Source organism: Streptomyces aidingensis, assembly GCF_900112355.1.
GTDB lineage: Bacteria > Actinomycetota > Actinomycetes > Streptomycetales > Streptomycetaceae > Streptomyces > Streptomyces aidingensis.
The window spans coordinates 32,255-50,844 of the sequence record NZ_FOLM01000020.1; the positions used below are offsets into that span (position 1 = coordinate 32,255).

Sequence of the window (18,590 nt, forward strand, 5' to 3'; positions counted from 1 at the left end):
GGCCGGCGGCAAGTACTTCTCAGGGCGGCCGGCGGCCACATTCCCGGAAGTCACGGATGTCGGCGGGAGGCTATACGGTAGGTGGCCTGTTTTGGGGAGGACAGGACGGAAAGGGCACGACGTGAGGCCGACGCTGGCCGCCGCGCAGCTGCGGGGGAGTCTGACGCAGTACCTCACCACGACGTATGCCCTGTCGGACGAGGACACCCGGGGTGCCCTGGAGCGTTTTCTGGGTGACGCGGAGACGGGCATCTTCCGCGGGCCCTTCCTGCGGATCAGGACACCGTTCCCGGCCGCGGCGGACGGGTGGCAGCGGCATCTGGAGTGGGCGCCCGGCTTCACACCCTGGCGGCACCAGGCGCGGGCCTGGGAACGGCTGAGCACGCTGCGCGGCCCGGCACGGCCCACCCTGGTGACCACCGGCACCGGCTCCGGCAAGACGGAGGCGTTCCTGGTTCCGGTGCTGGACCATTGCCGGCGGGAGAAGGCCCGGGGCCGGTCCGGGATCAAGGCCGTGCTGCTGTACCCCATGAACGCCCTGGCCACCGACCAGGCCGGGCGGATCGGGGAGTACCTGGCCCGGCCCGAGCTGGCGCAGGTCACGGCCGGCCTGTACATCGGGGACCGGCCGGACACCGCATTCCGGCGGGTGCGGACCCGGCGCGAGGAGATGCGGGCCGCGCCACCGGATGTGCTGATCACCAACTACAAGATGCTCGATCTGCTGCTCCAGCGCGGCGAGGACGCCGCGCTGTGGCAGGGCGCCGACATCGCGTACGTGGTGCTCGACGAATTCCACACCTACGACGGCGCCCAGGGCACGGATGTGGCGGTGCTGCTGCGCCGGCTGGCGGCGGCGGTCGGGGCGGCCCGGCCCGGCCGGCCGCTGGGCCGGATCTGCCCGGTCGCCACCTCGGCGACCCTGGGCGAGGGCCGCGCCGGCGACGGCCGGACGGCCGGAGCGCTTCTGGAGGTCGCCGGGCAGGTGTTCGGGGTGACGTTCCCCGCCGACGCGGTGATCGGCGAGGAGCGGCTGTCCGCGGAGCAGTTCACCGGCGGCGTGGACTACACCCTGCCCGAGCCGCCCGGCCCGCAGGAGGTCGTCGCCTGCTCCGGCGGCCCGGAGGCGGAGGTCCGGCCGGAGCTGCTGGACCTGGACGGCCTCGCGGAGCGGCTGCTGGAGCGCGGCGGCCTGGACCCGTTCCGGCTCGGCCGGCTGCTCAAACGGCACAGCTTCACCCACGGTTTGCTGTCGCTGCTCGGCGGCGAGCCGCTGGACGAGTGGGAGCTGCCCGATCTGCTGGCCCGGGTCGGGTTCGGATACGCCTGGGGGCAGACGGCCCGGGAGAATCCGCGGCTGGTGCTGCAGGCACTGGCCCGGATCGTGGCGCTGCTCTCCGCCGCCCGCGACCCGGACTCGGAGGAACACAGTCCCCGCCCGCTGCTGCACATCGAGAGCCATCTGTGGGTGCGGCCGGTCACCCGGGTGCTGCGCGGGGTGGGCCGCGCTCCGGAGTTCCGCTGGTTCGAGGACGACCGTGCGCAGGCCAGGGCCGGCGGGCCGGCGGCCGTCCCCTCCCCCGGGGCGGAGACCGGCGGGGAAGGCGCGCAGGCCGCCCCGCTCTCCGCGCCGCCGTTCTCCTCCGCCGGTGCGGGACGGCCGGCCGGAGCCGCTGACTCGGGGGGCGCCGGGGGGTCGGGGCGGCCCCGGCCGCTGCCGGGCTCGGACACCGCACTGCGACCGCCGCAGGTGTATCTGCCCGCCGTCTACTGCCGCACCTGCGGGCGCTCCGGATGGGCGGCGCTGTCACCGGAGGCCGACCCGGAGCAGCTCGTCATGGCGCCGGAACGGATCTGGCGGGCCGGGGTGAGCCGCGACCGGCGGCGGCTGCGCTACTTCATCGCCGCGACCGGGGCGGAGCGGCGTGCCGCGCTGGAGGCGCTGACGGGCGCGCGGCCAGCACCCGCGCCCGGCACCGGCCCGGACCCGCAGTCCGTCGTGGTCCTGGACGGGACGCGCGGCCGGTACCGGCCGCCGACGGCCGCGGACGGCGGTGAACTGCTGGACGCCTGGTTCGCCGTCGCCGTGCTGGACCGCAGGGTCGCCGACCGGGCCGCCCTGGACGACCGCTGCCCGGCGTGCCACACCGACAACGCCATCCGCTTTCTCGGTACCGCACTCGCCGCGCTGGCGTCGGCCGCCGTCACCCAGCTCTTCACCGGCGGGGACATCGCGCTGGCCCCCGGAGAGCGCAAGACCCTGCTGTTCAACGACTCCACCCAGGACGCGGCGCACCGCGCCGGGTACGTGGCCAACGCCTCCTACAAGTTCTCGCTCCGCTCGCTGCTCGCCCACAATCTGGACGACGCCGGCACCCCGGTACCGCTCAACGAGCTGATCGGCAATGTGCTGGACTCGGTGGACGACTCGCAGGCCCTGGCCGCCGTGGTGCCGCCCGATCTGCACGACGAGCCGGGCGTGGACCGGCTGCTGTCCGGGCGAGGTACCGGTGACCGGCGCACCTGGAAGCTGATCGGGGAACGGCTGGCCTTCGCCACCGTGCTGGAGTTCGGCCTGCGGTCCCGGCTCGGGCGCACCCTGGAGCTGACCCGCACCGCGGCGGCCGAGGTCGTCATCCGGGAGCCCGAGCGGGTCGCCGCCCTGGCGCGCGATCTGTACCTCTCGCTGCCCGGACAGCTGGTGGTGGCGGACGGACTGCCGACACCCGACCGGTTCCTGGCACACGTGCGGGGCCTGCTGGAACGGCTGCGGCTGCGCGGCGCGGTGCGGCACCGCTGGCTGGAGCCCTGGATGCGGGACGCGGGCGTCACCCGGTATCTGATCTGGGGCGGCCGGCCGACCGGCATGCCCGCCTTCCCGGACGGGCGCGGCCCTCAGGGGCGCGCCGTGGCGCCGCCGCGTTTCCTGCTGGACGGGCAGCGGGACCGCTCGGTCTTCGACACCCTCCCCGGGCGCGGCGGCTGGTACCAGGACTGGACGCGCCGCTGCCTGCTGCTGGACGCGCCGGGTGCGGTGGAGTTCCTGCGCCGGCTGCTGCCGGCGCTCGCCGAGGAGCGGGTGCTGGCGGTGCGCACCGCGCAGGACCGGGCCACCCGGGTCTACGGGCTCCAGCCGGGCCACATCGAGGTGCGGCTGCTGGACGACACGGTGGTCAACAAGGCGTTCGTGGCCTGCCCCGCCTGCGGCTGGCAGCAGGTGGTGCCGCCGGAGCGGCGCACCCGCTGGTGGGGGCATCCGTGCCCGCGCTACCGCTGCGGGGGCGTGCTGCGGCCCACGCAGAACGCGGAGCCGTCCGCGGCGGGCCGGTCCGGCGGGCCGGCGGGGGCAGGCCCAGGCTTCGGCGGCGCCCGGGAACGGGACTACCGCGGCGACTACTACCGCCGGCTGTACCGCACCGGCGGCACCTTCCGGGTGGTCACCGCCGAGCACACCGGCATGCTCACCCGGCCGGAGCGGGAACGGGTGGAGCACGCGTTCCGCCAGGGCACGCACTACACCGACCCCAATGTGCTCTCCTGCACCCCGACGCTGGAGCTCGGGATCGACATCGGGGACCTGTCGGCCGTGCTGCTGGGCTCCCTGCCGAGCGGACCGGCGAAGTATGTGCAGCGCGCCGGCCGGGCCGGCCGCCGCACCGGCAATGCGCTGATCGTCACCCTCGGCGGGCGCCGGGCGCGCGATCTGTACTATCTGGGCCGGCCCAAGGAGATGATCAACGGGGAGATCGTCCCGCCCGGCTGTCATCTGTCGGCGGTGGAGATCCTGCGCCGCCAGTACACGGCGTACCTGCTGGACCGGGCCGCCCGCGCCCTGCTGACCACCTCGGACGGCAGCCCGCTGCCGCCCGTGCCGCGGCTGGCCTCCGCGTTGTTCGGCGCCTCCGGCTGGTGCCAGGACCTGGCCGACGCCGCACTCACCCACGGCGAACAGCTCGCCGGGGAATTCCTCTCGCTCTTCGCCACGCCCGGCGGGGAGGGCGTCTCGGAGCACGCCGCCGGGGAGCTGCGCGCCTGGGCCACCGGCGGCGTGGTCCGGGCACTCCAGGAGGCGGAGGAGGACTGGACGGCCCGGCGGGAGGAGCTGCGCCGCCGCATCGGAGCGATCGACGACTCGGTGACGCGGCTGCTCAGCTCCGACCGCGAACAGGACCGGGAGCGGCGCGAGCTGCTGGCGGAGCGGCGGGCCACCGGCGACCTGCTCCGGGACCTGAGCCGGACCAGTGCGCACGGCACCCTGGTGGAGCTGGGGCTGCTGCCGAACTACAGCCTCACCGACACCACCACCCGGCTGGAGGCCACCCTCTACTGGACCGAGGACGCCGAGCACACCGAGAACGCCGGGGACGGCGGGGACGGCGGGGACGGCGGGGTCGGCGGGGTCGGCGGGGTCGGCGGGGTCGGCGGGGTCGGCGGGGTCGGCGGGGACGTTGCACCGGCCGGCGGGCGGCCGGGTGCCGAAAGCGCCGGGCGGCGCCGGATTCACCGCAGTGAAGTCCGGGACTACGACCGGTCCCGTCGGCTGGCGCTGACCGAGCTCGCCCCGGGCAGCACCTTCTACGTCAACGGCTACCGGCACCGGGTGTGCGCGCTGGACATCGGCAGTCCGGAGCGGCGGGCCTGGTCGGTCTGGCGGCTCTGCCCGTCCTGCGGCTATGTCCGCACCCACCGGGCGCAGACGGACGCCTCCCCGTGCCCCCGCTGCGGGGGGCGGGAGATCGCGGACGCCGGATGCGTACAGCGCGTGCTCCAGCCGCGTCGGGTGATCGCCCGGGACAAGCGGGACGACGCCAGGGTCCGGGACGACCGCGACGAGCGGGAGCGCCCCGGATACAGCGTGGTGACCGCGGTGGACATCGACCCGGACCATCTGGCACCCGGCTCCTGGCGGCACACCGGCGCGGTCTTCGGTGCCGACTTCACCCGCCGGGCGGTGATCCGGCGGATCAACCTCGGCCCGGACCGGCACGACGGCGGCGCCGGCGGAACCGCACCGGTCGCCGGGGAGGAGGTGCGGATCAGCCCGTTCCTGGTGTGCGAGGACTGCGGTGGCGCCACCGCCGAGGGGCGCCCGGTGCTGGACCGGCCGAGCGCCGCGCTCACCGCCTCGCAGCGGTCCCCGGCGCACGGCGGCAGCCACCACCTGCTGTGGTGCCCGCGCCGAAGAGCCCCGGGCCCCGGACGGGACGTGCCGCTGTTGCTCGCGCACGAACTGGTCACCGAGGCGGTGCGGGTGCTGCTGCCGGCGGCCGTGGCCCGCACGGCGGAACGGCTGGCCTCCTTCACCGCAGCGCTGTTCGTCGGCATCGCCGCGCACTACGGGGGCGATCCCGACCACATCGAGATCACCGGCGCCACCATGGCGGAACCGGACGCCGACTGGCCGCGGCGTTTCCTGGTCGTCTACGACCGGCTCCCCGGCGGCACCGGGTACCTGCACCGGCTGGCGGCACCGGACGGGTTCCGGGACGTGCTGCTGCACGCCCGCCGGATCATCGAGGACTGCCCCTGCCGCGACCGGGGCCTGGACGGCTGCCACCGCTGTGTGCTGCGCCGTGTGCCACCGGAGCAGTACGACAAGGTGAGCCGCAACGAGATCCGGCACATGCTGGACGACCTGCTGGGCGAGGACGGCGAACGGTGGGAGACCGCGCCGGTGGCCACCGCGCGCGACATTCCGCTGGAGCGGCAGGCCGAGAGCGATCTGGAGATCCTGTTCATCGACACGCTGCGGGAATGGGCCGGCACACCGGGAAATGCCGCAAGCGCCGACACCTACACCACCACCGCTGGTACCTACTCGCTGGAGCTGAGACTCACCGGAGCCACCGGCACCACACTGAGCTGGCGGGTCTCCCAGCAGCGTGCGCTGGGGGGCACCCGGGCGGACGTGCTGTTCGAGCGGCTGGACGCGCCCGGCCCCCGGCTGGCGGTCTATCTCGACGGCTACGAGTTCCACACCAGTCCCCGGCACAACAGGCTGGCGGACGACGCGGCCAAGCGCGCCCGGCTGCGCGCCGAGGGCCTGCGGGTCTTTCAGCTCACCTACCACGATGTCCGCGAGTGGCAGCGCCAGATCAGGAACCACGGCCGCCCCGTGCCCGGCTCCTCCTCCCCCAGCCCGGACGGCCCGGACGGCCGGCCGGTGTGGCAGCCCTACGGGCCGGACCGGGAGAGCCAGGAACGCGGCGAGCAGCGGGCCCGCACCTACTACGCCAACGTACGGGGCGGGCAGCCCGGTGAGCTCGCCGAGACGGTCTGGACCGGACCGGCCACGCTGCTGCTGGCCTATCTGCGCGACCCCGATGCCGCACGCTGGCTGTGGCGGTCCGAGGCCGCCGTCGCCGGGCTCACCGGGAACGGCACCAGGGGCGGGGCGGTGACGGCCGAAGCCGCCGGGGAGCAGCTGGCGGCAGCACTGCGCGGCGGTGTGCCGGCCGGACCGCGCGGACCCGTCCAGCTGTTCGCCGCCGCCGATGCGGCTGGGCTGCCGCTGGTTCTGGCCGCCGACCAGCGGCACCGGCCGCCGAGGTGGACCGCGCTCGCCGTGCTCGACGACAGCCGGGCCGCCCTGGCGGACGAGGGGCCGCACCGGCGGCGTTGGCGGTCCTGGCTGTACTGGAGCAATCTGCTGCAGTTCCTGGAGGCGGGAGGCGGGGACGGCGCCCAGCTCACCACCTCCCTGGTGCCGGGCTTCGAGACCGGTGCCCTCGCCGTGACCGGCGGTCCGGGATGGCTGTCCGGAAACGCCGGGACTGCCGCCGCCCCGCCTTCCGCCCTCCCGACGGAGGCCGTGACCGCCGCCCCCTCCCCGCCCTCCGTGCGGGAGCCGGCGGCGTCGCCCGGCGACGAGCCCGTCTCTCGCGGTGTCCCGCCCGATGGTGCCTGGCGCGAGGTGCTGGAGCTGCTCGATCCGGACGAGGCGGGGCTGGCGGAACTGGCCCACGCACTTGTGGAACTGGGGGCGCCCGTGCCCGTCGGCGGATACGAACTGGACACCCGGCACGGCTGGATGGCGGAGCTGGCCTGGCCGGCCGCGAGGATCGGCGTCGTCCTGGCACCGCGGGCGGACAGCGGGGAGGAAGACGGCGCCGATCCCGAGGCACAGGGCCGGGACGCGGCCTTCGCCGCCGCGGGATGGGATGTCCGGCCGGCCTCCGGCTGGGATGCGAGAGAGCTGACCGCACGGCTGGGCGGCACCGAGACGGGTGAGGAACGAGAGCGATGACCAGCACGGGTGCCACCCTCCGCCTGCTCGACAAGGCGGACAAGGAGATCCTGAAGCTTCCCCGGCCGGTGAAGGGCGCGCTGTACGACTTCCAGCACAAATTCCGCAACAACCCGCACGCCACGGGGCTGAAACTCCAGCAGCTCAAGGGCGACAGCAGGCTCTGGTCGGCCCGGGTCAACGACGAATACCGTGCCCTGCTGCTGCGGCTCGCCGACGCCGACTGGCTCATCGTCTCGGTCAAGCACCGCAAGGACGTCTACCAGCACCTCGACCGGCTTTCCTATGGCATCAACCACATCACCGGCGGCATCGAGTACATCGACCTGAAGGTGGTGGAGGACAGTGTGCTGCGCGAGCCGGCTTCCGCGCCGAAGCCCGCCCCCGCCGCCGGGCCGGTCCCCTCAGCGCCGGCCGGCGCGGCCGGACCGCCGCCGCTGTTCGCCGCCTGGACCGACGAGCAGCTCGGCGACCTCGGCGTGGCCGGCCCTCTGATACCCGTCATCCGCTCCCTCACCACAGAGGACCAGTTGCTGGGCCTCGTCGAGTACGCACCGCAGCTCACCGGGGAGGTGCTGCTGGCCCTCCACGACGGCCGGTCCTACGAGGAGGTCCTGGAACAGGTCACCGCCCCCGTCGCGGCTCCGGAGGGCGTGGACACCGACGACTTCGGGGCCGCCGCCCAACGCCCGGCCACCGTGGTCACCACCACGGACGAGGCTCTCCGGGAGGCGCTGGAGGGCGGGGACTTCGGCCGCTGGAAGGTCTTTCTGCACCCCGCCCAGGCACGGCTGGTGGCACGTGACTACTCGGGGCCGGCCCGGGTGGGCGGCGGACCGGGCACCGGGAAGACGATCGTCGCGCTGCACCGTGTGAAACACCTGGTGGACCGGCTGCCGCCGGGCCACGACAAGCCGGTACTGCTCACCACCTACAACAAGAATCTGGCGGCGGACCTCCGGTCCCGGCTGCTCCAGCTCGGCGGCGAGGAACTCCTGGAGCGGGTCGAGGTCAGCCATGTGGACCAGCTCACGCTGCGCATCGTCAGCGAGGCCGAGCCAGGCTCCCGCAAACAGGTCATCGACGACAGCCAGGCGGTCCGGGAGTGGCAGGCGCTGCTCGACGAACTCGGCACCGGCACCTGGGACGCCGAATTCCTGCACGAGGAGTGGAGCCAGGTGATCCTCGGCCAGGCCTGCGGCACCCGCAGCGAGTACTTCCGGGCCCGGCGGGCGGGCCGCGGCCGGAGCGTCAGCCGCGCCGAGCGCGCCGAGATCTGGCAGCTGGCCGAGCGGTTCACCCAGCGCCTGGACCGGCAGGGCCGGCAGACCTGGGACCAGCTCGCCGAACGTGCCGCTCGCCTGGAGATCGGGCGCGAGCAGCGCATACTCGCGGTCGAGCGGCAGCGGGCCGAGGCCGGCGGCAGGCACAACATCCACCTGGCCGACGCCTCCGGGGGAAGGCTGCGCCACCGGTATCGCCATGTCGTGGTGGACGAGGCCCAGGATCTGCGCCCGGCACACTGGAAGATGCTGCGCGCCATGGTGCCGCGCGACCGCAACGACCTGTTCCTCGTCGGCGACACCCACCAGCGCATCTACAAGAATCAGGTCGCCCTGGCCGGCCTGGGCATCAACATCCGCGGCCGTGCCTCCCGGCTGAACCTCAGCTACCGCACCACCCGCCAGATTCTGCGGTCGGCCCTGGCCCTGCTGGGCACGGAGTCCTACGACGACCTCGACGGCGGTACCGAGACACTGGCCGGCTACCGCTCGGTGCTCAGCGGCGGCGGGCCGGAACTGCACGGCTGCCGCGACTGGGAAGAAGAACGGGAAACCATCGCCGCCGTCATCGCCGGCTGGGACGCCGATCCCCGGACACGGATTCCGCACGAGCAGATCGCGGTCTGCGTCCCCACCAACCAGATGGCGCAGGAGGTCGAACACTCGCTGGCCGGGCGCATGCTGCGGGCCGTCCAGATCGGCCCGGACGGCCCGCGCGGAGACGGCGGCGGAGTACACATCGGCACCATGTTCCGGTTCAAGGGCCTGGAGTACCGGCGCATCATCATCGCCGGGGTGAGCGACGGCCTGGTCCCCCGGGAGGCCGTCGCCCGGCTGCGCACCGTCGACGCGGCACGCCATCGCCGGGAGATGCAGCGCGCCCGTTCCCTGCTCTTCGTGGCCGCCACCCGGGCCCGCGACACCCTCGTCCTCACCTGGCACGCCACTCCGAGCCCCTTCCTGGCCCCGCTGCTGAGCGCCTGACCGTGCGCCACCCGGCCGTTGGCGGGAGCACCAAGCGGGGCAGGACGCCCCACCGTCCGCCCGCCGGTACCTCTCCGGGCGGGCGGCGGCCACATTCCGGGAGTCACGGATGCCGGCGGGAGGCCATACGGTAGGTGGCCTTTTCTTTGCAAGCCGGGAACAGGAGGCAGCGGCTGCATGCCGGTTCGGCGTGCGCGGGGTGCTTCGGCACCGGGCGGGCTACGGTCTGCGGTGAGGCGAGAGCGGAAGGCGGGCGCGGGACATGGACAGCCGGGCGTGGGACGAGCGGTATGCGGCGGCGGAGCTGGTGTGGGGGCGGGAGCCGAACCGCTGGGTGGCGCGGGAGACGGCCGGGCTGCCGCCGGGACGGGCCCTGGACCTGGCGGCCGGGGAGGGCCGGAACGCCCTGTGGCTGGCCGGGCGGGGCTGGCGGGTGACCGCCGCGGACTTCTCGGCCGTCGCCGTGGAGCGGGGACGGAAGCTGGCCGCAGCCGGCCCGCCGGAGGCGGCCGGGCGGGTCGGCTGGGTCCGGGCCGATGTGACCGAGGCCGGGAGCTGGGCGGAGTGGGGCCGGGGGAACGGTTTCGACCTGGTGCTGATCAGCTATCTGCATCTGCCGCCCGGCCCGCGCCGGGAGGTCTGGCGCCGGGCCGCGCGGGTCCTCGCGCCCGGCGGAACCCTGCTGGTCATCGGCCATGACGCCACCAATATCGAGGCGGGAACCGGCGGTCCGCAGGATCCGGAGGTGCTCTACTCCCCCGACGAGGTGGTCTCCGCGCTGGCCGGGAGCGGTCTGCGGACCGTGCTGGCGGAGCGGGTGCGGCGGCCGGTGGAGGGTGCGGCGCGGGACGCCGTGGACGCCCTGGTCCGGCTCCGTTCCGAGCCCTCGGACGGTTGACCGCCGTCTCCCCGGGTAGCCGACTCCGCAAAGGGATGAAAAGGACGAAACCTTGCATTCCCATCGGTCGACCACCGGGAGGGAACACCGTGAGCTTGAGTCACAGGATGTCCGGCCGACGGCCGCACCACCGCGGGCGGGGCGGGCTGCCGGGCGGGCGCGCCGGCGGTCTGCTGACCGCTGTGCTGGGAGGCGCCCGGCGCCGCCCGGCGCGCGGCGGACGGCTGGGCAGAGTTGGCAGGCTGGTGCCCTCGCTGCTGGCGGCGCGCGCCGTGCTGCGCAGACTGCGGGCCCATCGCCGGCGCCACCGCTGACCGGCGGGCCCGGGCGGCCTGCGGGGTGCCTCGGGATGGTTCAGGGATGGTTCAGGGATGGTTGAACGTGATGTTCTGGCCCTGGATCAGACTCTGCACCTGGGCGTTGCCGGTGACCTGGTTGATCACCTGGGTGGTGGCCGGCCCGGCGGCGGCCTCGGCCTGCTCCCGCCAGCGCGCGAACTCGGCGGCGAACTCCGGGTCCTGGAAGGCCGGGCCGAAGATCAGCGCGGCCAGTTCCCGCACCTGCGCCTCGTCCCGCGGGTCGAGCGGCAGGGCGGCCCCCGGCTCCTCGGGCCCTTCGGGCTCCCGGGCACCTCGCTGCCCGCGCCCTGGGCCGCCGCGGTCACCGCGGTGCCGACCGTCTCGAACGACAACGGATCCATCGCCTCGCCCCCGTCTCCCCGGCCGCTGCCCCGGCCCCGCACTCGCCCTCGGTGACCGCTCGGGCACAGCGTAGTCCCCGGCGCCGGATCAGCCCACCTCGTACATCCGGTCGGTCTCTCTTTCTCTTCTCGGACGCGTGACGCGTGACGCGTGACGCGTGACGCGTGACGCGTGACCGGTGGCCGGATGCTGTGGGGGGGGCTTGCGCCGGTGACGGGCGGTGGAGTCAGGACCGCAGCAGGGTGAGGAAGCGCTGGGCGGCGGGCGCGGTGCGGTCCGGGGCGGGGGTGGCCACCGAGGCCGTCCAGCGCGGGGCGCCGGCCCCGGCGAACGGTATCGCCGACAGCACCCCGGCGTCCGGCTTGCGGGTGATGTGCTCCGGGACCAGCGCGATGCCCAGGCCGTGCCCGATCAGTCCGAGCAGGGTGTGCACATCATTGACCTCCAGGGCGACCTGGCGCCGCACCCCGGCCTCGGCGAAGGCCCGGTCGGAGAGGGTGCGCGCCCCCCAGTCCGGGGCGAAGTCGACAAAGGTGCGGTCCCCCAGGTCCTGCCAGGTGACGCGTTCCCGCGCGCCCAGCGGATGGTCGGGGCGGCAGAGCAGCACCATCGGCTCGTCGGCCAGCGGCATCAGGGAGACACCGCCGGGCGGCGGCTGGCCGCAGAGCGCCACAAAGGCCAGATCCAGCCGCCCGGCCGCCACCTCCTCGGCCAGCGGCTGGGAGCCGGCCTGCCGCAGCCGTATCTCCACGCCCGGATGCAGTTCGTGGAACCGGGCCAGCAGCCGGGAGACGTCCACCCCGCCGATGCACTGCTCGGTGCCGATGGCCAGGGTGCCGCGCAGCAGCCCGCGCACCGCCGCCACCGCGTCCCGGGCGGCGCGCACCCCGGCCAGGGTGCGGCGGGCCTCGTCCAGCAGCGCCCGGCCGGCCTCGGTCAGCGCCACGCTGCGGGTGTTGCGCAGAAAGAGCCGGGCGCCCAGCTCGCGCTCCAGGGCGCGCACGGAGGCGGAGAGCGCGGACTGCGAGACCAGGAGCCGGTCGGCGGCCCGGGTGAAGTGGCGCTCCTCGGCCACGGCGACGAAGTACTCCAGATGGCGCAGTTCCACGATTCAGAAGGTTAACCGATGAGTGCGTGCGGTTTCTTCTATTGGACAGCCGGTGAACACCGGGCCAGGCTGAAAGAGCCCGGCACCGGTCCCGCGCCCGCCATCCGCGCGGGACCTCCGCCGCCGGTCCCCATCGCACTCAGCCGCCGGGCCACGGCCCGCGCGCGGGAAGGGCTGTTCGGACATGCACACTCGCCGCATCGGATCCGTCGAGGTCGGGGCCATGGGACTGGGCGCCATGCCCATGTCGATCGAGGGCCGGCCGGACGAGGAGCGGTCGATCGCGACCGTCCATGCCGCGCTGGACGCCGGCGTCACCCTGATCGACACCGCGGACGCCTATCACATCGGTGCCGACGAGGTGGGCCACAACGAGTCCCTGGTCGCCAAGGCGCTGGCCGGCCACGGCGCGGGCCGGGAGGTGCTGGTGGCCACCAAGGGCGGCCATCTGCGCCCGGGCGACGGCTCCTGGACGATCGACGGCCGGCCGGAGCATCTCAAGCGGGCCTGCGAGGCCTCGCTGAAGCGGCTGGGGGTCGAGGCCATCGGGCTCTACCAGTTCCACCGCCCGGACCCGCGGGTGCCGTACGCCGAGTCGGTGGGCGCGCTGGCGGAGCTGCTGGACGAGGGCAAGATCGTGCAGGCCGGCGTCTCCAATGCCAACCCGGAGCAGATCCGGCTGGCCCAGCAGGTGCTGGGCGGACGCCTGGTGAGCGTGCAGAACCAGTTCTCCCCCGCCTTTCTCTCCAGCCGCCCGGAGCTGGACCTGTGCGCCGAGCTGGGCATCGCCTTCCTGCCCTGGAGCCCGCTGGGCGGCATCGGCAACGCCGCCGCGCTGGGCTCCCGGCACCTGGCCTTTCTCAGCGTGGCCGAGGAACTGGACGTCAGCCCGCAGCGGGTGTGCCTGGCCTGGATGCTCTCGCTCGCCCCGGTGGTGGTGCCGATCCCCGGGTCCAGCCGGCCGGAGACCATCCGCGACTCCGCCGCGGCGGCGGACCTGGAGCTGTCCCCGGAGCAGCTCGACCGGCTGACCGCCGCCACCGCCTGACCTCCTGCGGCAGCGGCGGGCGGCGGGCGGCGGCACCGCCGGACACGGACACCATCCCGGGCCGGATGCCCAGCGGCCCGGCCCGGGGTGGCACATCCGGGGTGGCACATCCGGCGCGGCACCCCCCCCGAGCGGCACATCCGGCGCGGCTCAGCAGGGGCCGCGCCGGGCCGGCGGCCGGGCGGGCGGCTGCTCCCCCATGGGTGTTACGCGAGTGTGGCGGGGTGCGCCCGGAGCCCCGGCGAACCCGCTGAGGGAGGTGCAACTCACGTCTTACGGGCGGGAAATCGCTTGCTCCGGCGGCGATTTCTACCGTCGTCCCGTATGGGGAAGCTGAAGCAGGTGCCCTTCTGGGGCACGATCCGGGGGCGGGTGGCCGTGGTGCTGGCCGTTCCGACGTGTCTGCTGCTGGCGCTCACGGGCGCCGGCGTGGCCGACCGGGCCGCCGACTGGTGGGGCGCCCGGGATACGGCGGAGCGCGTGGAGCTCACACTCGACGTGCAGGAACTGGTCCGTCAGTTGCAGCGCGAACGGGGCCTGACCAGCGGGCTGCTGGGCGGCGCCGAGGACTACCGCAGCCCGCTGGCGGACACCCGGCGCCGGGTGGACGAGGCCCGCGACGCGCTCGACGGCAGCGACCCCGCCGTGGACGGCGCGCTGGGCAAGCTCAACCGGCTGGCCGCGGTCCGGGCCGATGCGGACCAGCGGTCCCTGGACCGCACCACCGCGCTGGACTTCTACACCGAGGCCATCACCGCGCTCAACGCGGTGGAGCTGGTCGATCCCCGGGGCGATACCGCCCTCGCCGACGGGCTGGCCGCCCTGACGGCCGTGGTGGACGCCACCGAGTCGGTCGCCCTGGAGCGGGGCTTCATGAACGGCGTGTTCGCCGCCGGCTCCTTCGCCGAGGGCGAGTACACGGTCTTCTCCGAGGTGCGGGCGGCCCGGATGGCCGCCCTCGCGGTCTTCGCCCGGCACGCCACCGACGCCCAGCGGTCCGGGCTGGAGACCGCCTTCGCCGGCGCGGAGGCCGAACGCGCGGCCGGATACGAGGACATCGCCCGGCACGGCGCCGACGGCCGCCCCCTGGGCGTCGAGCCGGCCGGCTGGTGGGCCGACATGACCGTGCTGGTGGACGATCTGCACCGGGTGCAGCAGGGCATCGGCTCCGACCTCCGGACCCGGGCCGGCGAGGTCTCCTCGGTGGCCACCGCGCAGCTCGGCGGCTTCCTCGCGCTGGGCGTGCTGATCGCCGCCCTGGCCGCGGCGCTGGCCTGGGTCTCCTCCCGCTCCATCACCCGGCCGCTGGGCGCCCTGGCCCGGCAGGCGCACGAGGTCGCCGCCCGGCGGCTGCCGGAGACCGTGCGCGCGGTGCAGGACGGCACCGCCGACCCGGACGGCACCCGGGGCGGACGGCCGGCGGCCCGGCCCGCGCCGGAGCCGGACGGCGGCGGAAGCGGCGGCGGCGCCGAGGAGATCTCCCGGCTGGCCGCGGCCCTGCACAAGGTGGAGCTGGCAGCGGTCGAGCTGGCCGCGGAACAGGCGGCGCTGCGGCGCAACAGCACCGAGTCGCTGTCCGGTCTGGGCCGGCGCAATCAGCGGCTGCTCAAGCGGCAGCTCCAGCTCATCACCGCGCTGGAGAGCCAGGAGATGGACCCGGACGCGCTGGCCGGGCTGTTCGAGCTGGACCATCTGGCCACCCGGATGCGGCGCAACGCCGACTCGCTGCTGATCCTCACCGGCGAGGAGGGGCCGCCCGCCCTGTGGAAGGGCACCATCCCGGTGACCGATGTGGTGCGGTCGGCCATCTCGGAGGTGGAGGACTACCGCCGGGTGACGGTGGCCGAGACCGATCCTTGCCGCATCCAGGGCAGCGCGGTGGCCGAGCTGTCCCATCTGCTGGCCGAGCTGATCGAGAACGCGCTCACCGCCACCCCCGCCGACCGGGCCGTCGAGGTGTACGGGTGGCGGGACGGCGGCGAGTACTGCCTGGCGGTGGTGGACCGGGGCACTGGCATGACCGGGCCCGAACTGGCCCGGGCCAACGGCCGGCTGTCGGGGCGGGAAAGCTTCCTGGACGCCCCGGCCCGGGCGCTGGGCCACTATGTGGTGGGGCGGCTGGCGGCCCGGCTGGGCGCCCAGGTGGAACTCCGGCACACGGAGGCGCCGACCGCGCAGGGACCGGTGCACCGGGGCGCGGGGATCACGGCGTTCGTGGCGCTGCCGCCGAGGCTGCTGGCGCCGGAGCCGGAGGCGCGCGGCGCCCGCCGGCCGCGGGTGCCGGCGGGCGCGGCATAGCCGGGCCGGCCGGCCGCGGGGCCGCCGGATTGCCGCAGCGCCGCAGTGCCGCAGTGCCGGCCGCCGCGCGGGGGCGGCGGCCGGCATGGCGCGATGCGGCGCGATGCGGTGTGGTGCGGTCGGGCCGGGTCGTCGGCTCGGCGCTCAGCTTCCGCAGGCGGTGTCGTTGAGGGTGAACGCGGCCGGGCTGCCGTTGCTGCCGTTCCAGCTACCGATGAAGCCGATGGTCACCGCGGAGCCCGCGGCAATGGTGCTGGTCCAGGACTCCGGGGTGACGGTGACGGAGGCGCCGCTCTGCGACGGCCGGCCGCCCCACATGTTGCTGATGGTCTGGCCGTTGGGGAAGTCCCACTCCAGGGTCCAGCCGCTGATCGCGGCGGAGCCGGTGTTGCTGACCACCACTTCGCCCTGGAAGCCGCCGGGCCACTCGCCGACCTTGCGGTAGGTCACGGCGCAGGAGATGTCACCGTTGCCGCCGGTGGTACCGCCGTCGGTCGTGCCGCCGTCGGTCGTGCCGCCGTCGGTGGTCCCGCCGTCCGTCGTGCCACCGTCCGTGGTGCCGCCATCGGTCGTGCCGCCGTCCGTGGTCCCGCCGTCCGTGGTCCCGCCGTTGGTGCCGCCACCGCCGTAGATGGTCGCCTCTTCGGCGGTCTGCGCGATGCCGTTGGCGCCGTTGAACAGGCGCTGGCCCCAGGAGGTGAGCTGGTCGGCGTCGAAGTTGGTGACCATGTCCAGGTACTCGACACCGCCGCTGTTGCCGCTCCAGGACCAGCCCAGGTAGCCGATGCCGTACTGCTCGGCCAGCCGCAGAATGGCGTCCTCGTCCGGGTTGCCGTCCGAGTGGTCATGGCCGAACTCGCCGATGGCGATGGGGAGTCCGGCATTGCGGAAGGTGGTCAGATAGGAGTCGATGGTGGACGCCTGCTCGTACACGCCGTACATGTGGATGGAGAACAGCGTGTTGCGGTCCGGGTCGGCGTTGAACACCGTCTGCGCGTTGTCGCGCATGGTGCCCGTCCAGTCCTGGCCCCAGTTGGGCGCGTCCACCATGATCATGTGGTTGAAGCCGGCGTCGCGCAGCTTGGTGATGGCGGCGCCGGTGTGGCTCGTCCACTGCTCGTAGCCGCTGTTGCCGAACGGCTCGTTGCCGATGTTGATGACGACGTAGTCCTCTTCGCCGTCCAGCACGCTCTTGAGGCTGATCCAGTAGTCGGCGGCCTGGTCCAGGGTGGCGGCGGCACCCTCCTCGCCGTAACCGGTGGTGTCGTGCACCTCCAGCACGCAGATCAGGCGGTTTTCCTTGCACAGGCCGATGACATTGGCGACATCGGCGGCGTCGTTGCGGGTCCACCGGGTGCCGTTGCTCAGCACCACCCGCACGGTGTTGGCGCCGAGCTGCTTGATATCGGCGAACGACTGGGTCTGCGAGGTGTACCAGGTGTGGGCGTGGTTCACGCCGCGCATGATGAACTCGTTGCCGTTGCTCTCCACCACCTTGCCGTTGCTGATCTGCAGCCCGACCGGCGCGGCGGTGGCGGTGAGCGGAACGGCGACGAACAGCCCGGCCAGGATGGCGGCGGCCCCGCTGAGCGCGAGGCCGATCCTGGCCCAGACCTTCGTGCGACGCTGACGTTTCATATGACACGTCTCCTCAAAGGAGCCTCGTCCAAAGCTCCGGGTTCTTCTGTGGGAGGCAGGGCATGGGAGCGCTCCCGCAAGAGAAATCAAGTCAGTGCTGACACTGCCATGTCAATAAGATGAACCGGTTTAGTTGCGTTAAGCGACGGCCCGCCCGACGATCGTCGGACGGCCCGGGGCGGCCCGGTGCGTGCTGCGCGAGGGATTGACGATGTTACTGACACGTAGTCTCATAAGGCGGAGCAGCGGCAGTCCTCGGCGCACCAAGGAGTGAACCCATGTCCACCGCACCGGAACGGGAAGATCTCGCCCTGGAGTCCCTCCGGGACCGCCTGGGCGCCCTCAGGGGACGCGAGCGGGTGGCCGAGCGGCTGCTGGCCTCCTCGGCGAAGCACTCCTTCGACCCGGACCGGGAACTGGACTGGGACGCCCCCTTCGAGGACGGCAAATGGTTCTGGCCCCCGGAACTGCTCTCGCTCTACGACACCCCGCTGTGGTACGAGATGTCCGAGGAACAGCGGATCGACCTCTCCCGCCACGAGGCCGCCGCCCTGGCCTCGCTGGGCATCTGGTTCGAGCTGATACTGATCCAGTTGCTGGTGCGGCACATCTACGACAAGCCCTACACCAGCAGCCATGTGCGGTACGCGCTCACCGAGATCGCCGACGAGTGCCGCCACTCCATGATGTTCGCCCGTGCGATCGGCAAGGCCGGTGTCGAGGTCTACCCGGTCTCCCGCACGCACCAGAACCTGGCCAGGTTCTTCAAGACCTTCTCCACCACCCCCGGCTCGTTCTGCGCCACCCTGCTGGGCGAGGAGGTGCTGGACTGGATGCAGCGGCTCACCTTCCCGGACGAGCGGGTGCAGCCGCTGCTGCGCGGGGTGACGCGTATCCATGTCGTGGAGGAGGCCCGGCACGTCCGGTACGCGCGCGAGGAGCTGCGCCGCCAGATGCTGACCGCGCCGCGCTGGGAACGGGAGCTGACCCGGCTGTACTCCGGGGAGTTCGCCCGGGTGTTCTCGGTCGCCTTTGTGAATCCGCGGGTCTACTCCGACATCGGGCTGGACCGCAGGGAGGCGGTGCGCCAGGTGCGGGCCAGCGAGCACCGGCGCGAGGTGATGCAGACCGGCGCCCGCCGCCTGACCGAGTTCCTGGACGAGATCGGCGTGCTCACCGGCCTGGGCCGCCGCATGTGGCGCCAGTCCGGCCTGCTCGCCTGAGCCCCGCCCGCGGCCCCGCCGCTCCGCCGCCCGGGGCAGGCGCCGCCGGTCACGGCAGGTCACGGCCGCTCGCGGCGCGCCCGGACCGCGGGACGTGAGCGCACCGCTCGTGCGCCCGGCGCGGACCGGCGGCGGCCGGGCCGGGCAGAGTTACCCTTCGGGT

General features: G+C 73.9%; 10 protein-coding genes. 7 read left to right on the plus strand and 3 right to left on the minus strand.

Annotated elements, in window-relative coordinates:
* The first annotated feature begins 121 nt into the window (after nt 1-121).
* The 4 genes from BM242_RS30605 (at nt 122) to BM242_RS25070 (ending at nt 10,725) form a co-directional block, all read left to right on the plus strand.
* Entirely contained in the window at nt 122-7,246 is a 7,125-nt protein-coding gene (locus BM242_RS30605) for a DEAD/DEAH box helicase (protein WP_245834504.1), read from the plus strand.
* On the plus strand, nt 7,243-9,513 hold the full coding sequence (locus BM242_RS25060; protein WP_093841212.1) for a UvrD-helicase domain-containing protein: 2,271 nt from the start codon (nt 7,243-7,245) through the stop codon (nt 9,511-9,513). The genes BM242_RS30605 and BM242_RS25060 overlap by 4 nt, the downstream gene beginning before the upstream one ends.
* Nucleotides 9,514-9,775: 262 nt before the next feature.
* Nucleotides 9,776-10,411 carry a class I SAM-dependent methyltransferase gene (locus BM242_RS25065; protein ID WP_093841213.1) on the plus strand — a complete coding sequence of 212 codons (636 nt, stop codon included), beginning with the start codon at nt 9,776-9,778 and terminating at the stop codon, nt 10,409-10,411.
* Between the two features lie 107 nt (nt 10,412-10,518).
* Nucleotides 10,519-10,725: a hypothetical protein gene (locus BM242_RS25070; protein ID WP_093841214.1), complete on the plus strand. Its 207-nt coding sequence runs from the start codon at nt 10,519-10,521 to the stop codon at nt 10,723-10,725.
* 51 nt (nt 10,726-10,776) lie between these two features.
* Here BM242_RS25070 and BM242_RS25075 read toward each other — a convergent pair whose 3' ends face one another.
* Entirely contained in the window at nt 10,777-10,971 is a 195-nt protein-coding gene (locus tag BM242_RS25075) for a hypothetical protein (RefSeq protein ID WP_093841215.1), read from the minus strand.
* A 367-nt stretch (nt 10,972-11,338) separates the two neighbouring features.
* Nucleotides 11,339-12,220: a LysR family transcriptional regulator gene (locus tag BM242_RS25080; protein ID WP_093841216.1), complete on the minus strand. Its 882-nt coding sequence runs from the start codon at nt 12,218-12,220 to the stop codon at nt 11,339-11,341.
* A gap of 184 nt (nt 12,221-12,404) precedes the next feature.
* Between BM242_RS25080 and BM242_RS25085 the strand changes: the two genes are divergently transcribed.
* Nucleotides 12,405-13,268: an aldo/keto reductase gene (locus BM242_RS25085; protein ID WP_093841217.1), complete on the plus strand. Its 864-nt coding sequence runs from the start codon at nt 12,405-12,407 to the stop codon at nt 13,266-13,268.
* Nucleotides 13,269-13,592: 324 nt separating this feature from the next.
* Entirely contained in the window at nt 13,593-15,566 is a 1,974-nt protein-coding gene (locus tag BM242_RS25090; protein ID WP_093841218.1) for a sensor histidine kinase, read from the plus strand.
* Between the two features lie 144 nt (nt 15,567-15,710).
* Here the strand turns inward: BM242_RS25090 and BM242_RS25095 are convergent, their stop codons facing one another.
* A complete protein-coding gene (locus BM242_RS25095; RefSeq protein WP_093841219.1) occupies nt 15,711-17,204 on the minus strand; it encodes a cellulase family glycosylhydrolase in 1,494 nt (497 codons plus the stop codon).
* Between the two features lie 278 nt (nt 17,205-17,482).
* Here BM242_RS25095 and BM242_RS25100 point away from each other — a divergent pair, with 278 nt between their 5' ends.
* On the plus strand, nt 17,483-18,427 hold the full coding sequence (locus BM242_RS25100; RefSeq protein ID WP_093841220.1) for an AurF N-oxygenase family protein: 945 nt from the start codon (nt 17,483-17,485) through the stop codon (nt 18,425-18,427).
* Nucleotides 18,428-18,590: the final 163 nt, after the last annotated feature.

Coding starts and splice junctions, on each gene's coding strand:
- BM242_RS25100 (WP_093841220.1), top strand. CDS start 17,483: ATGTCCACCGCACCGGAACGGGAAGATCTCGCCCTGGAGTCCCTCCGG.
- BM242_RS25060 (WP_093841212.1), top strand. CDS start 7,243: ATGACCAGCACGGGTGCCACCCTCCGCCTGCTCGACAAGGCGGACAAG.
- BM242_RS25070 (WP_093841214.1), top strand. CDS start 10,519: ATGTCCGGCCGACGGCCGCACCACCGCGGGCGGGGCGGGCTGCCGGGC.
- BM242_RS25085 (WP_093841217.1), top strand. CDS start 12,405: ATGCACACTCGCCGCATCGGATCCGTCGAGGTCGGGGCCATGGGACTG.
- BM242_RS25065 (WP_093841213.1), top strand. CDS start 9,776: ATGGACAGCCGGGCGTGGGACGAGCGGTATGCGGCGGCGGAGCTGGTG.
- BM242_RS25090 (WP_093841218.1), top strand. CDS start 13,593: ATGGGGAAGCTGAAGCAGGTGCCCTTCTGGGGCACGATCCGGGGGCGG.
- BM242_RS25095 (WP_093841219.1), bottom strand. CDS start 17,204: ATGAAACGTCAGCGTCGCACGAAGGTCTGGGCCAGGATCGGCCTCGCG.